14 protein-coding genes and 1 tRNA gene are annotated in these 14,088 nt (G+C 43.1%); 1 reads left to right on the top strand and 14 read right to left on the bottom strand.

The window, feature by feature from the left end:
• Positions 1 to 3: 3 nt before the first annotated feature.
• From nuoL to BFP97_RS11985, 10 genes are all read right to left on the bottom strand, one after another.
• Positions 4 to 2,139 (bottom strand): NADH-quinone oxidoreductase subunit L, encoded by a 2,136-nt coding sequence (nuoL, locus tag BFP97_RS12030; RefSeq protein ID WP_083262529.1) that lies wholly within the window; start codon positions 2,137 to 2,139, stop codon positions 4 to 6.
• Positions 2,136 to 2,441, bottom strand: coding sequence for an NADH-quinone oxidoreductase subunit NuoK (gene nuoK, locus BFP97_RS12025; RefSeq protein ID WP_069842656.1), 306 nt, complete (start codon positions 2,439 to 2,441; stop codon positions 2,136 to 2,138). The genes nuoL and nuoK overlap by 4 nt, the downstream gene beginning before the upstream one ends.
• Positions 2,428 to 2,955, bottom strand: coding sequence for an NADH-quinone oxidoreductase subunit J (locus tag BFP97_RS12020; RefSeq protein ID WP_069842655.1), 528 nt, complete (start codon positions 2,953 to 2,955; stop codon positions 2,428 to 2,430). Before BFP97_RS12020 ends, nuoK begins: the two co-directional genes overlap by 14 nt.
• Positions 2,956 to 2,958: 3 nt before the next feature.
• Positions 2,959 to 3,891 (bottom strand): 4Fe-4S dicluster domain-containing protein, encoded by a 933-nt coding sequence (locus BFP97_RS12015; RefSeq protein ID WP_069842654.1) that lies wholly within the window; start codon positions 3,889 to 3,891, stop codon positions 2,959 to 2,961.
• On the bottom strand, positions 3,888 to 4,985 hold the full coding sequence (locus BFP97_RS12010) for a complex I subunit 1/NuoH family protein (protein ID WP_083262528.1): 1,098 nt from the start codon (positions 4,983 to 4,985) through the stop codon (positions 3,888 to 3,890). Before BFP97_RS12010 ends, BFP97_RS12015 begins: the two co-directional genes overlap by 4 nt.
• A 130-nt stretch (positions 4,986 to 5,115) precedes the next feature.
• The gene (gene murI / locus BFP97_RS12005) at positions 5,116 to 5,922 is read right to left on the bottom strand and encodes a glutamate racemase (RefSeq protein WP_069842652.1); all 807 of its coding nucleotides are present in this window, start codon (positions 5,920 to 5,922) and stop codon (positions 5,116 to 5,118) included.
• Between the two features lie 59 nt (positions 5,923 to 5,981).
• A complete protein-coding gene (locus BFP97_RS12000) occupies positions 5,982 to 8,624 on the bottom strand; it encodes an ABC transporter permease (protein ID WP_083262527.1) in 2,643 nt (880 codons plus the stop codon).
• On the bottom strand, positions 8,621 to 8,953 hold the full coding sequence (locus tag BFP97_RS11995) for a PadR family transcriptional regulator (protein ID WP_069842651.1): 333 nt from the start codon (positions 8,951 to 8,953) through the stop codon (positions 8,621 to 8,623). Before BFP97_RS11995 ends, BFP97_RS12000 begins: the two co-directional genes overlap by 4 nt.
• Before the next feature lie 125 nt (positions 8,954 to 9,078).
• Positions 9,079 to 10,299 (bottom strand): tetratricopeptide repeat protein, encoded by a 1,221-nt coding sequence (locus BFP97_RS11990; RefSeq protein WP_069842650.1) that lies wholly within the window; start codon positions 10,297 to 10,299, stop codon positions 9,079 to 9,081.
• 221 nt (positions 10,300 to 10,520) lie between these two features.
• Positions 10,521 to 10,593: transfer RNA gene (locus BFP97_RS11985), tRNA-Lys, on the bottom strand.
• Positions 10,594 to 10,791: 198 nt separating this feature from the next.
• Between BFP97_RS11985 and BFP97_RS11980 the strand changes: the two genes are divergently transcribed.
• On the top strand, positions 10,792 to 11,403 hold the full coding sequence (locus BFP97_RS11980; protein ID WP_221406605.1) for an SH3 domain-containing protein: 612 nt from the start codon (positions 10,792 to 10,794) through the stop codon (positions 11,401 to 11,403).
• Here BFP97_RS11980 and BFP97_RS11975 read toward each other — a convergent pair.
• Genes BFP97_RS11975 through BFP97_RS11960 form a run of 4 tightly spaced genes read right to left on the bottom strand, consistent with a single transcriptional unit; the run spans position 11,400 to position 14,087 of the window.
• Entirely contained in the window at positions 11,400 to 12,596 is a 1,197-nt protein-coding gene (locus tag BFP97_RS11975; protein ID WP_410527952.1) for an NADH-quinone oxidoreductase subunit D, read from the bottom strand. The two genes, BFP97_RS11980 and BFP97_RS11975, sit on opposite strands and share 4 nt — an antisense overlap.
• Before the next feature lie 20 nt (positions 12,597 to 12,616).
• Positions 12,617 to 13,102 carry an NADH-quinone oxidoreductase subunit C gene (locus BFP97_RS11970; protein ID WP_069842647.1) on the bottom strand — a complete coding sequence of 162 codons (486 nt, stop codon included), beginning with the start codon at positions 13,100 to 13,102 and terminating at the stop codon, positions 12,617 to 12,619.
• A complete protein-coding gene (nuoB, locus tag BFP97_RS11965; RefSeq protein WP_069842646.1) occupies positions 13,099 to 13,620 on the bottom strand; it encodes an NADH-quinone oxidoreductase subunit NuoB in 522 nt (173 codons plus the stop codon). The genes BFP97_RS11970 and nuoB overlap by 4 nt, the downstream gene beginning before the upstream one ends.
• On the bottom strand, positions 13,620 to 14,087 hold the full coding sequence (locus tag BFP97_RS11960; RefSeq protein WP_069842645.1) for an NADH-quinone oxidoreductase subunit A: 468 nt from the start codon (positions 14,085 to 14,087) through the stop codon (positions 13,620 to 13,622). The genes nuoB and BFP97_RS11960 overlap by 1 nt, the downstream gene beginning before the upstream one ends.
• Position 14,088 lies beyond the last annotated feature (1 nt).

Raw genomic sequence — 14,088 nt, 5'->3', positions numbered from 1 at the left:
AGTTTAAAAGACCAAATAAAGCATTAAAAGGATCAAGAACACAAAACTCATCAGGATGTACGCCTGTACATTACCAGACTGAATCGATCGGGTCAACTGACCTATTCTTCCGCTGGTGAAAACTGTCAAATGGACCAGACCATCTACGAAGTATCGATCAAACCATTTGATGAGATGAGCAAAAATGACTTGGAATTTAGCCAAACCATCCACGATTCCATCAATAACCTTTCTGTCGAACCACGCAAGCGCTTGTGCTTTTAGCATAACAAATTTGAGAATCGCCTTTCGGTAAAGGGCATCCTGATACCAGTGATAGAATGAAACCTGTCCAAAAAGACCTCTTGGTTCTCTTTTCTCCACAAAAGATTGTTCCAACTTGGCATTCGGCTTATAAGCCAAATAAGCAATGACGATTCCAATAAGTGCCAGGCCGATCGACACCGCATTAACAAGTCCATGAAGTGCTTCGAAAGTCTCAGGCGTCACATCTACTAAGCTCTTGGCAGCGTATGAAATCGGCACTAGATAGATCGGTGTTGGCATGGCTTCAACAAACCATGTATGCTCGGCATTCAGCGTAAAACCAAAAACTGGACTTAGCGATAGGAGCGCTAAAATGGCAACTGGCACAAGCATGACCCAATTTCCTTCCTTAAGCTGCCCGGAAAGCTCATCCTTCTGCATAATGATCGGCAGTCTGAAATTTCCAAAGAACACCAACATGATCATTCTGATGGTATAGAAACCTGTAAATAGCACTGTGGCAAATGCGAGGACTTCAGGGATATAAAAGCCTCCGCCTTTGATGTCGGCCCAAACCGCAAGGTCTAGGAGAATAGCATCTTTAGACAGGAAACCCGAGAACCCAGGCAAACCAGCAAGCGCCAAAGCGCAGATCAGAAAACAAAAGAATGTCTTGGGCATCTGCTTTCTAAGGCCTCCCATTACACGCATGTCCTGCGTATTGAACTTTATCTCTTTTGATTCCAACTTATGGAGTTGATGAATAATAATCCCTGCACTTAAGAACAGCCCCGCCTTAAAGAAGGCATGGGTAACCAGATGGAAAAGTCCGGAAGTATAAGCCCCAATACCCATGGCCATTACCATATATCCTAATTGGGATATAGTACTGTAGGCCAATACTTTCTTAATGTCGAATTGTGATAGGGCCGCAATGGCTGCCATAAAAGCGGTTATGGCACCAACGATGGCCACAACCTCTAGGGCTTGGGCATCCAAAATCACAAATACTCGTGCCAGCATGTATACACCAGCTGCCACCATGGTAGCAGCATGGATCAGGGCTGAGACGGGCGTAGGTCCCTCCATCGCATCTGGCAGCCAGACTTGTAAGGGGAATTGTGCCGATTTACCCACAGCTCCGCAGAAGAGGGCAATTCCTGCTGCGCTTAACCATCTGCCGTCAAGCGTATTGGTAACCTCCTGACCATTGTTGACGAAATGGGCTACCCAGTTTCCATCCTCTATTTCACTATAAATCATCAAGGATTTGATGGCCTCTAGGTCGAAGGATTGGAATTGTGTATAGAGAATCATGAGGCCAGTAATGAAGCCAAGATCACCGAGGCGATTCATGATAAATGCTTTATTCGCAGCTAGTGATGCTGATTTCTTCTCGAACCAAAAGCCGATCAATAGGTAGGAGGACAGCCCAACCAGTTCCCAGAAGATGAAGATGAAAAGCAAGTCGTTAAATAAGACTATGCCCATCATGGAAAAGGTGAATAGGCCTAGAAAGGCAAAATACCTCGGTTTCGCTTTGTCCTTTCTCATGTATTCCTGAGAAAATAAGTGGACCAGCAAAGAGATGAAGTTCACAATCACCGACATGGCCAACGTAAGCCGATCGATTAGGAAGGAATAAGTGATCTGGGTTTCACCCAATTTGAACCAATGGCCTCTTACGGTGATGAAATTACTGTTCCAGTATTGGGTAGTCAGGTAAATAGCAATCAACGTATTCAAGCCCAAAAGAAAAGTGGCCCAATGCGGAGCTTTCGACTTAAACTTTTGTGTGGTGATAAAAGAGAAGAATGGGATGGCCAGCAAGGCGATAACCCAATAAATGATTGGGTCGCTTTTGGGCAATATGATGTCCTGCAGATCGATCATCCTTTCAACTCATTGATTTTATCCAAGTCGGCCGTTTGAAAATGCTTGTAGACTTTAACCACGATAGATAGCCCGACTGCTGCTTCTGCGGCTGCTACCGTAATGATGAACAGTGAAAAGATCTGGCCTTGTAATGCATTGGGATCAAAACTGCTGAATGCAATCAAATTAATGTTAGCCGCATTTAGCATCAGTTCGATGCCTATTAAAACCATGATCGCGTTTTTGCGGGTTACTACTACGAACAGACCAATGCAAAACAAGAAAGCACCCAAAATGAGCAGGTAATCAAAGGGCATCATTAACCTCCTTTCTTGTCTTCCCAGCAATTCTCACTGCACCGATCAGTGCCAGTAATAGTAATACACCAATAATTTCGAAGACTAAAACGTAGTCTGTCATCAAGGTCAACCCAAACTTAGGGATACTAGATTCTGCTCCTTTGCTTTTATCAATCCAGTTCAGTGCACTAAAATTGGCTTCTAAAATGCCCTTGAAGAGTATAGCGAAAAGGCCACCGGCTACTATCAAGCCCATAAGCTTGTGATAGGCAGGGCTCACGACTTTCTTACCCGAAAGCCTATTGGTGAGCATGATGCCGAATACTAAAAGAATGAGAATTCCACCTACATAGACCAAGATCTGTGTCACGGCAATAAACTCTGCTCCTAAAAACACATAGATTCCTGCCACTCCAATAAATGTCAGTATCAATGCGAAAGCAGCATACAAGATATTCCTAGTCAGCATGATATAGAGTGCTGATATTGCAGTAATGGCACCGAAGATGTAGAATATGATGTCGTTCACTTCCATGAATTATTGATCGTCTTCAGACTCATCTTTTTTTCGAGGTGGAACAGCGGGTTTCATCGGTATTTTGGGTCGAGCTGCCTTCTTTGGTTGCTCCTCAGTTTTCCTGACTTGGACCTTTGGTTTGATCACAGGTCTTGCCTTTGGCTTTATCTCTTCATTGCCTTCTTTTTTGACTTGGATTTTAGGCTTAATCACAACTTTCGGCTTGGCGGCACTCGCACCTGGTACCTTAGGTTTCATTACTGGCTTAGTACCTGATCCCCCAACTTTGGGTTTCATCACAGGTTTTGCACCAGCGGTTGACTTCGGTTTTATAGAAGGTTTTACTACTGGTCTCCCCGCTGAACTCGCAGGCTGAGCTGCTTGTGCTTTGGCTTTAGCCTCTTCCTTTTTCTTATTGAATTCTTCCAGTTCCTTTTTCTTCTCCAGAATTTCGAGCGGAGACATGTTAGCGAAGGGAACATTATGTTCTGCAAAGTCAAAAGCACTGAAATCATATTCGCTGGTCATGGTCAGACATTCTGTAGGGCAAACCGTTGTGCACAAACCACAGAAGCAGCACTTGGCCATGTCAATGTCAAACTTGGCGGCATAGATTCTCAACGGAGTGCCGTCCGAAGTTTTGCCAAACTCTTCAGTGGCTCGAACGGGCTCGATGTCAATACAATTGACTGGGCAGACCTTTGCACACTTGTCACAGACGATACAGTCTTCGATTTCATTGTGCAGTTTGTATCTGCCGTGATCTGGAACTGGGATTTGTTCTTTGGGATACTGGACAGTGAAAAGTCCGTTTTGTTGATCAAAGTAATTCTGGTCACTCGGGGAGATAGCGTCTCGCTGCTTACGAGCATCAACCATATGTTTCCCAGTAATTTCAAGACCTTTTTTTAAGGTCTTTACAGTGGTCTTTATGTTGCGCCAATACTCCTTCATATCATAAGCAACCTCCAAATGCCACTTAGTAAGACCAGTAGTATTGCAGCTGGCGTCAAGTACTTCCAGCTTAAGTTCATCAATTGATCAATTCTCAACCTTGGATATGTCCATCTGATCCACATTTGCAGACCAACAAGTAAGAAGGTTTTGGCGAGCATCCAGAAGGCACCCCAAATATGACCTGCAATGGTGCCCGGGGTTCCGCTGGTCCATTCTGCCAGAGTCACTGATCCAATGTTTGGTAGGGGAGTATTCCAACCGCCTAAGAAAAGAATAACAGCTAAGAATGAAACTAAAAGCATCATGCCATATTCACCCATCATTACCAATCCCCATCTGAGGCCTGAATACTCTGTATGAAACCCACCGACTAATTCAGACTCGGCTTCTGGGATATCAAAAGGTCCGCGATTACTTTCAGCCAATGAAGCAATGAAGAATATGATAAATCCGAATAGGAAGATGGGTGCTCTGAAAATATTCCAGGTAAGAATACCACCAATCTCTGTCGTATTAATTCCTAGTGCCTTAATACCGAATAAGAAGTTTTGCGCTTCCTTGTCTATCGTATTCCACCAGATGCCTTGTTGGAAGACAATTTCCTGTAGGTTGAGGGTTTGAGATACCATAACCACGCAGACTACGGTAAGCCCCAAAGGGATTTCGTAAGATATAATTTGGGCTACGGAGCGCATGGCACCGAAGAGGGCATACTTGCTGTTAGAACCCCAACCGGCCATCAGAATACCAATGACATCCAGTGAGACTATGGCTAGCAGATAAAAAATGCCGACATCAGCGGCTGAACCACCAAAGTCAGAAGTTAATGGCAAAACGGCAAAGCCAGCGAAAACGGCTGTAAATATGACGATTGGGCCTGGCTTGAATAATTTCTTGTCCGCAGCGAGTGGAACGATGTCCTCTTTTTGTACCAGTTTGAGTAGATCAGCGACCGTCTGCAGAATGCCGTAGTAGCCAACTTCCATCGGCCCATAACGGTCTTGGATAAAGGCAGAAATTTTCCTTTCGGCATATACTACAAAGACCATGTAGACTAAGAAAAAAGAAAGGAAAAAGAGAAATGCGTACACGCTTTGATTAGCCCTTGTTTGGTACAAAGAAAACACTTTTCTACCAAAGAAACAGCTAGTATCCTAGTGATTTAGTAGACTATTAAATAACAAGTAAGTTTTCGAAAAGTTCAACTAACCTGAAAGGTGATCACTCCCAGAGTTTATGCAGGGTCAAAGGCACTTTAGTACCGAAAAAAAGCCCTGTGGCTGCTTCGAAAGAAGGCGTGATATCCGATACTAAAAATTCATTCGGTTTGGATCTTTTCTTGATCAGAAGATCATTTTCACCCAAGACCTTTTTTAAGGTAGCCGCAACAATTTCAGAAGAATCGATCACCTCAACATTTTCAGCATAGTACTTAGTGACCTTTTGTTTGATTAATGGGTAATGCGTACAACCCAAGATGAGTGCTTCGATAGCCTCTAAAGTCTCACTACTGAGATATTCTTCAATGATGGCTTCTGAAATCTCATTGCGATGAAAGCCTTCTTCAATCATTGGTACTAAGAGTGGGGTGGCCAGCGATCCAATTTGAATAGAACTGTCCTTTAACTTTACCTGGTATTCGTAGACCCCCGACCCAACGGTTTGCTTTGTGCCAATCAAACCTATTTTTTTCTTGCTGAAGTTTGATACCAAATATTCGACCACCGGATCGATCACATTAATTACCAGGGCTTTGCTCCCCACATAAGCCTTTATCAGTTCATAGGCAGCAGCAGATGCGGAATTACAGGCAATCAGAATGACCTTACATCCCTTTTGTAATAGCACATCACAGATTTTTATAGAGTAGGCCTGTATGGTGGCTGCTGACTTATCGCCATAGGGTAGATGCGCGGAGTCTCCAAAATAGATAAGCTGTTCTTCCGGAAGCAAATGACTAACAGCATGGGCAACCGTAAGACCACCCATACCGCTATCAAAAATCCCTATGGGATGCTGCTTATTCATTGTTGCGAAGGTATTTGAAACTCATCAAATACCTAACGCAGGATGCCCAAAATATTGAGCTATTCATTTCTCAACCACTTAATTGGGTTGGCTGTTGCGAACCTTAAGGCCTGAGAGCAGATAGTAATAATTGCCAATGTTATGGTAATGAATCCGGCAGCGCTGATAATACCAATACCGATTTCAATGTGATAGGCAAATGAACCGAGCCAATGTTGTAAGGCATAAATGGAAATAGGCACCGAGATACAAAAGGCAACAAAGATGATTAGGGCATAACTACGATTTACCATGAGTAAAATTCCGCTGACAGAGGCACCAAGAACTTTTCTCACGCTAATCTCCTTCGCCTTTTGCTCAAGTGTAAAACTCACCAATCCGAGAAGACCTATACAGGCGATAAAGATGGCAAGCAGGGAGAAGGCTTTGGAGATTTCGCTCAACTGATCTTCTGCTTGATATTGTCTGTTGAAATCATCATCTAAAAAACTGCCATCAAAATTTCTATCTGGATTGTAGGTTTTAAAGTTTTCTTCCAAAAAGCTCATGGTTTCAGGTATATTATTTCCCGCAATCTTCACTGAAGCGATTCTCTTATTTCTGGACGTATTGAAAAATATTATAGGTTGTATAGGGGAATGAAATGATTCAAAATGGAAATCTTCCACAACGCCTTTTACAAAACCTCTTAACGAGCCATATTGAAGCCTTTTGTCAATTGCTTCTTCAGGAGAAGCCCAACCGAGTTGTTTGACAGCAGTTTCATTGATAATGAATACCTGATTACTGTCCGATGGTACCATGCTCTGAAGATTACCTCCGGCTACTATGGAGATGTTATATAAATTAAGAAAATCATGGTCTGCTCTGATAAAAGGTAGACGAAAATCGACATCGGAGGATGTATCATCATCTAAAAATGACGCATCCATTGAATCAGCTAGTCTGCCAGTTGGAACACGTGTTGAGAATGTGGTTTCCAGAATATTTGGATTGGTGGCCAGTTTGCTTTTGAAAACTTCGGTCTGTTCATTCATTTCTCCATTGGCGGAGAAGGTTACGACTAATTCTCGATCAAAGCCAGGATCCTGGTTTCGGATAAAGCTGAGTTGACGGTCTACCACAATTACTCCCATGACAAGGCTAATAGTGATGGTAAATTGAAAAACCACCATGCTAGTCCGGAATAACGAACGTTTTTTGATGTTGAGCTTGCCACTTTTCAAGGCACTCACAGTTTTAAAACGCGACATAAACAAGGCAGGGTAACTCCCGGCTATTAGTCCCACGAAGATTGCTACACCCAATAAGAAAAGATACAAGCTGAAGTTAGAAGCAAAATTCATGGACAAGGACTTCTCCGTGAATCTATTTAGAGAAGGGAGTACTAGAAGTGCCAATCCAATGCTTAGGATTAATGAAATGAGTGTGTAGCTAACAGATTCGACCAAGAACTGTTGGGATATACTTGTTGAGCCTGCGCCCATCACTTTTCTAACCCCAATCTCTTTCAACCGATTGGCATACTTAGCCGTGGCCAAATTCATATAGTTAATACAGCCAATTAGTAAAACCAAGAGTCCGACTGCTGAGAATAGGTATAAATAGAATACTCGCTTGGTCCCAGCGGTACCTGGAGTTCCATACAAATGGATATCGGTTATTTTTTGGAATACCAGACCAATCCTAGTGCTAGCTGGGTCACCTTGAATGTTTTCAATGTACTTGTCAATCATTGCTGGAATTTGTGCAGACAGGTCTTTGATTTTGGTGCCCGGGTTTAGCTTTATGTAGGTTGGAAAGTTATAGTTGCCATAGTACTGTGTTCTTTGACTCAGGTCAACCATGGATTCAAAAGTTGCCCATGAACCTAAAAAATTGTAATCCATGTGAGACTCTTCAGGGAAGTCTTCAACTACACCGGTTATCTTAAAGAGAAAGCTACCGCCATCTACGACCTTTAATGTTTTACCAAGGGCCGTATCTTCACCGAAGTATTTTTTTGCAGTCGATTCGGTGATCACTAGTGTGAAGGGATCTGTTAAGGCACCCTGAGCTTGGCCCTCTATCCATTTGAAAGTGAAAACATCAAAGATGCTGGGCTCGACTAAATTGAAAAAAGCCTCCTCGAAACGTTTGTTGTCATATTCGACTACAGGAAAATTGAAGGGGTTGAACCTGACCACTGACTCAATTTGAGAGAAGTCATTTTTAAGCATCTCAGCTGTTCTGAGTGATCCATAATCAAATACGGCACTGGTTTCCCCATCTGCATCATAATTTGGTATCACAACCCGATAAACATCTTCTGCATCTTCATGATAGCGATCATAACTTAATTCATTCTGGAGGTAGAGAAAAATCAGTAGGAAGCAAGTAATGCCAACGGAAAGTCCGGCAATGTTAATAGAGGCATAGACCTTATGCCGAAGCATATTCCTGAATGAGATTTTGAAGTAATTTTTAAGCATAGCGGTTTGATTGAGTTTTCGTTTCTTTTTCCTTTTGAGCGCAAAAGGCCTGATCATATCAAAGCTGTCTTTGATGAAATGCAGCTTAGCTTTTGCCTTCCCTTTTTTTAATAACCTGTACTCGTATAGCTCAAAGAGATCACCCTGAAGTATCTCGAAGTGATCTTCTGAACAGAGCCATTTTAATAAGCGCTGTGGCCACTGAGGAGGATTTGACCAGTTCCTACTCATGAATTGAGACCTTGAAAGTTGGGTATCAATTTGAAGAGCTCATTTCTAAGCTCGTTGGCCTTGATGAGTGTGCTTTCCCCAGCAGAGGTAATGGTGTAAAACCTTTTTCTTCTGCCACCTCTAGACTTAGTAGCACCACCTTCGCGAGATTTGATGAAGCCTTTATCCTCAAGCCGACTTAGTGCTGAGTGCAAGGCGCCAATACTAGGCGTTCGGTTGGTTCGCTGCTCAATTTCGAGTTTAATGGCCACGCCATATGCCTCTTCTTGAAGCACTCCAATTGTGAGCAGAACTATCTCTTCGAACTCTCCCAAATAAGTTCCTTTCATAATTCAGGTAATTAATTAGTTTCCTAAATGTAGAGTTCATTTTATTAATTTCCTAATTGTAGAGCAAATGGTGGTTAAATTTTAACAATCAGTGCCTGTTTGATAGAAGGAGTGTGCTTTAGTGATTAGAGGGACTTGAGTTTTTCTTTAGCGTTAGCATTGTTAGGGTTCAATTTCAGAGACTTCTGATAATTGGCCTTGGCCTTCTTCTTATCGCCTTTTAGCAGGTAGGCCTCGGCCAGACTGTCCCAGGTATTGAATGAATTGGGGTAGGCTTCTGTATTGATCAGAAAGACGCCAATGGCCGTGTCCATTTGTCTTGAGTTTAAGAGTTCATAACCAATACGATTCAATGTTCCTTCCGTATGATCATTTTTGTAGGCTCGGTGATTTTTATAGGCCTCGTGTGTTTCTTTGACTGCTTTGAGGTCTCCACTGGCTGATACCCTTTTAATCAGGTCATAGTATTCTGTGAAGTTTATCTGCCTAACCACCGTCTGTTGTCTTCCATTAGATCCTGGAATTTTATCGTTTACAAACAGCTTTCCTGTTCCGGCCGCGATGCCATTTGGGTTTATGAATTGGGATTGAAGTGCCTCACCATTCTTAACTCCAGTCTCGCCTGTTCCTGCAAAGTGTGTGACCTTGGCATCTGCTGATACCTTGAATATTTTGTGATCGGCAAAGCTGGTAATATAGAAATTGCCCCTGTGCTGAATGATATGTCCACCTGTACTGGCAGGTAATTTGGCGAAGAGTGTGGCTTCTCCTTCGGGATTGATCTTTACGATGTTTGGATTACTAAAATTGACAACATAAAGGTTGCCATCAAAACCTACAGTGATACCGTTGGGACAATTTAAAAGTGGGCTCTTAGCAAACTCAACTACCTTTTGGTCAGGGCCCATCTTGGCGATAGTGTTGTTAGCGCAGTTACAGATATAGAGGTCTTTGTTTTTAAAAGTTAAGCCAACAGGCCCGAAGAGACCTTCATGGGCTACCTCCGAAACTTCTCTGGTATAGCGATTGATTTTGGTGATGGTATTTCCATAAAACTGCGCTTGGAAGAGGTTGCCTTGTGGGTCAAGCGTGTTACCCGATGAGCCATACATTTGATTGCTAAAAACTGAGACATCACCCCATGGAGATATTTTCCAGACTTTCTCACCAAAGTCAGCGACAAAGAGGTTGCCAATGACATCTCTTTCGATTTCTCCTACTGCACCGTTTAGGGTGTCGGTTAGTGATACTACATTCACATCCGGAATAGTTTCTTGACTTAGGACCACTCCGTTAAGGGAGAATAAAAGTATAGAGGAGAGAAGGAAGGTTCGTAAGTTTTTCATAATGGTTGACTTGAACCTAAGTCAACGGGCAACAATACTGACCAAGTTGCGATTTAGTAGCGGATCTGTCGTATTTCACATATTCATGTGATGTGAATATCAAAGCCTTCTAAACACTGGCTAAGTTGTTAAATGATGTAAAAGGTAAAGGGGATAGAGCCCGAACTTTCTATATTCGTGAGCCAATAAAAAAAGCCCCAGTTTTCTGAGGCTTTTGGTTGTGATCTGGCTGGGGCTCGAACCCAGGACCCTCTCCTTAAAAGGGAGATGCTCTACCAACTGAGCTACCAGATCATGAAGTTTTATTTGGTGAATTAAGAGCGTTTTTCTTAATTCGGACTGCAAAGGTAAGAGGTTCAATATAAAATGCAAAAGAGAGGTTCTAAATTTATTCTACTATTTGTTTTGGGGATCATTTTTTCTCTTCAAGTATCTTATAGTCAGTCTATTACGGAAAAATTATCTAAGGCGGATTCGCTCTTTAATGAACGAATGTTTACGCAGTCATTGGAGATATATGAGAGTATATATACTGATACTCAGCGTGCTACGCCTGCCATGCTTTTGAAGATGGCGTATAGCCAAGAGGCGATGGGAAACTTGAGTAACGCCTTAGTCTATCTGCATGACTATTATAAAGTGACTTCAGACAAGACTGTCTTGAAGAAAATGAGTGATCTGGCTCAGGTCAATGGGTTGGAAGGATATGATTCTAATGACTTTCAACGGTTTGTCAAAACCATTCAAGATTATAAACTGATTATCATTGCTGTTTTACTCGCCCTGAGTCTGTTGATCTTATCTATGATTTTTAGGAAGATCAAGAAGCACAATGAAAAATCTCCTGGACTGGCTGTTGGTTTTGTCCTCATTTTGGGCTTGGCAGTGTTCTTTGTCAATTTTAGCGGGCAACCACAAAAGGGGATCGTTACTTCCACTAATTCTTATGTCATGTCTGGACCTTCGGCTGCCGCTGAGTTGATCGAAGTAGTAGGTCAGGGGCACAAAGTCGAAATCATCGACAAGACTGACATTTGGTACGAGATCAAATGGAGGGGAAAACGTGCTTTCGTAAGAGAGACTAATTTGCAGGAACTGCTTTAGCGATCTACTTCCCCAAGCACAATATCTATTGAGCCGAGAACAGCTACCATATCGGCAATTAGACCTCCTTTGGAAAGTTCACCCAAAATAGAAAGGTTCACGAAACTAGCTCCACGTGCCTTGCAACGGAAAGGGATATCTGATCGTCCATCTGCTCTGAAGAAGAAGCCGGTTTCTCCTTTTGGGTTTTCTGCTCGAACGTAAAAATCTTGTGCTTTTGGGCGAATCTTTTTTGGGACGGTGGCCCTTGGATCGAAGTCACGAGTTCTTTTGTGGTCGCCTGTAAGTTTGGTCAGGCATTGCTCTATGATCTTCACTGACTCATAACATTCCAACATCCGTACAGAAGTACGATCCCAGCAATCACCGAGTGTTCCCATCTCACCCTTGCCTACCGGAACCTCAAAGTCGATCTCTGGATAAACAGAATAGGCATCCACTTTTCTCAGATCAAATTTGAGGCCTGAGCCTCTGAGCATTGGTCCCGTAATGCCATAATTGATGGCGAGGTCGGCAGGGAGTATGCCTACATTGGCGGTCCGATCAACAAAGATCTTGTTTTGAAGTACTACCTCATCGAACTCTTTGAGTTTGGGTTTAATGTATTGACAAAACTCTAGGCATCTTTCTTCAAAACCTACAGGCAGATCATAAAAGAGACCACCCACCCAAATGTAATTGTACAGCATTCTGGCGCCTGATGCCCATTCTAACAATCGGAGAATGTGTTCTCTATCTCGAAGCATCCATGGAAATGGCGTTATCGCACCAATATCCATGGCATAGGTGCCCAGCGCAATAAAGTGAGATGCCAGTCGGTTCAGTTCGGCAACGAGCACTCTGATATATTCGATCCGCTTGTCAATCGTGTTTTCGATGCCTAGCATCCGCTCTACCCCCATGACAAAGGCGTGTTCAGAATTCATGGCGGCCAGATAGTCCATTCTATCTACGAATGGTAGCGTCTGATTATAGGGGAGGCTTTCAGCATGCTTTTCGAAGCAGCGGTGCAGGTAGCCCAAGTGAGGCACGACATCTACAATTTCTTCTCCTGAAGTGATAACTTCTAGTCTGAGTACACCATGAGTAGAGGGGTGCTGAGGGCCAATATTGACGATCATTTCCTCACTCTTCAAGTCTTCAGACTTGAATTTTTGAGGTTCTGACTGCTGCAGATTCTGATTGTCAAATATGTACTGAACTTCGTTGGCCACTATTCTGCTACTTTAACCCCGCGATAATAGGTCTGATGTTCATAATCCTTTCTCAATGGAAAGCCTTCCCAATCGGCAGGAAGGAGTATTCTCCTTAAGTCTGGGTGGTTGTTGAAATGAATGCCGAATAAGTCATAGACCTCCCGTTCTTGCCAGTCTGCAGTCTTCCATATGGGTGTAAGCGAATCTAGTACTGGTTCCTTTCTTGATAGCGTCACTTTCACCATCAAGTGATGATCACATGGGATGGAATACAAATTATAGATGACTTCCATTGTGCCAGCCTCAGGACCATTGTCGAGCCCAGTAATACAGGATAGTGAATCGAAATATAACCCTTCAGTTTGATGAAGGTATTCCATGGTCTCGACCAAGCGATCGGCATGCACCTCAAGGCAATTTGGACTAGCAGTTTCATCAATTGATACGACTAGCCCTTCGCCAAACTCTGCTTTTAATTTCGATATGATGGCCTCAAATGTCATGCTTCGGCTTTAGCCAATAAATTTTCAATTGCCTTTGGTGCAATAATGCTTTCTCCCTTAATCTTCTCTTGAAGTTTTAGCAAACCACCGATTAGCGCTTCTGGCCTTGGTGGGCAGCCGGGTACATAGACATCAACGGGAATGATACGATCGACACCTTTGACCACATGGTAGCCATGCTCCCAATATGGTCCGCCACAGTTGGAACATGAGCCCATGGAGATGACATAGCGAGGTTCGGCCATTTGCTCATACAGTCTTCTTACCCGATCGGCCATTTTGAAGGTGACGGTACCGGCAACGATCATAACATCTGACTGCCGAGGACTTGCTCTTGGCACGATACCGAGTCTGTCCAGATCATAAGGCGTTCCTTGGGTACTCATGAACTCGATGGCACAGCAAGCCGTTCCGAAAGCCATGGGCCACATAGATGATAATCTGGCCCAGTTGATTAGGTCTTCAAATTTGGTGATGATGATACCACCTTGTCCTAGTTTTTGATCGAGTAAACCCACTATCCTTTATACTTATCGTATGCGCTTTCTGGTATTTTTGATTTGTAATCGGAACCAACCGGTTGTGGTTTGACCCAATTCAGATATCCCTTTCGCCATGCGTAGGCGAGGCCCAATGCCAATACTAAAATGAAGATGAACATTTCTGTTATAGCAAACCAAGCCCAGCTCCAGTTAGTGCCTTGAATAAGTTCTTTATCTCCAAAAATTACTGCCCAGGGGAAGAGATAAATGATCTCTACTTCGAACAAGAGAAAGATCAGCGCTACGATGTAGAATTTAACACTAAAGCGACCCCAAGCCGAGCCAACCGTATCTTCTCCAGACTCATAAGTCGTAAGCTTCTCGAAATTAGGTCTACTTGGGCGTAGGAGTTTTGATGCCGTTAAACCAACAATAGCAAAGGCTAGTGCTCCGAGGATGAAGATCAATAAGGTACCGAACTCGGATAAATTGGTTTGGATCATT

This window comes from Roseivirga sp. 4D4, from assembly GCF_001747095.1.
Classification (GTDB): domain Bacteria; phylum Bacteroidota; class Bacteroidia; order Cytophagales; family Cyclobacteriaceae; genus Roseivirga.
The sequence above is the reverse complement of the archived record's forward strand: the minus strand, read 5'-3'. Positions and strand labels throughout refer to the sequence as shown.

What these genes read in the sequence shown, in the direction of transcription:
- murI (WP_069842652.1), bottom strand. Translation starts at nt 5,922, where the DNA reads ATGAATAAGCAGCATCCCATAGGGATTTTTGATAGCGGTATGGGTGGT.
- BFP97_RS11960 (WP_069842645.1), bottom strand. Translation starts at nt 14,087, where the DNA reads ATGATCCAAACCAATTTATCCGAGTTCGGTACCTTATTGATCTTCATC.
- BFP97_RS12015 (WP_069842654.1), bottom strand. Translation starts at nt 3,891, where the DNA reads ATGAAGGAGTATTGGCGCAACATAAAGACCACTGTAAAGACCTTAAAA.
- nuoL (WP_083262529.1), bottom strand. Translation starts at nt 2,139, where the DNA reads ATGATCGATCTGCAGGACATCATATTGCCCAAAAGCGACCCAATCATT.
- BFP97_RS12020 (WP_069842655.1), bottom strand. Translation starts at nt 2,955, where the DNA reads ATGGAAGTGAACGACATCATATTCTACATCTTCGGTGCCATTACTGCA.
- BFP97_RS11980 (WP_221406605.1), top strand. Translation starts at nt 10,792, where the DNA reads ATGTTTACGCAGTCATTGGAGATATATGAGAGTATATATACTGATACT.
- BFP97_RS11970 (WP_069842647.1), bottom strand. Translation starts at nt 13,102, where the DNA reads ATGACATTTGAGGCCATCATATCGAAATTAAAAGCAGAGTTTGGCGAA.
- BFP97_RS11995 (WP_069842651.1), bottom strand. Translation starts at nt 8,953, where the DNA reads ATGAAAGGAACTTATTTGGGAGAGTTCGAAGAGATAGTTCTGCTCACA.
- BFP97_RS11990 (WP_069842650.1), bottom strand. Translation starts at nt 10,299, where the DNA reads ATGAAAAACTTACGAACCTTCCTTCTCTCCTCTATACTTTTATTCTCC.
- BFP97_RS12000 (WP_083262527.1), bottom strand. Translation starts at nt 8,624, where the DNA reads ATGAGTAGGAACTGGTCAAATCCTCCTCAGTGGCCACAGCGCTTATTA.
- nuoK (WP_069842656.1), bottom strand. Translation starts at nt 2,441, where the DNA reads ATGATGCCCTTTGATTACCTGCTCATTTTGGGTGCTTTCTTGTTTTGC.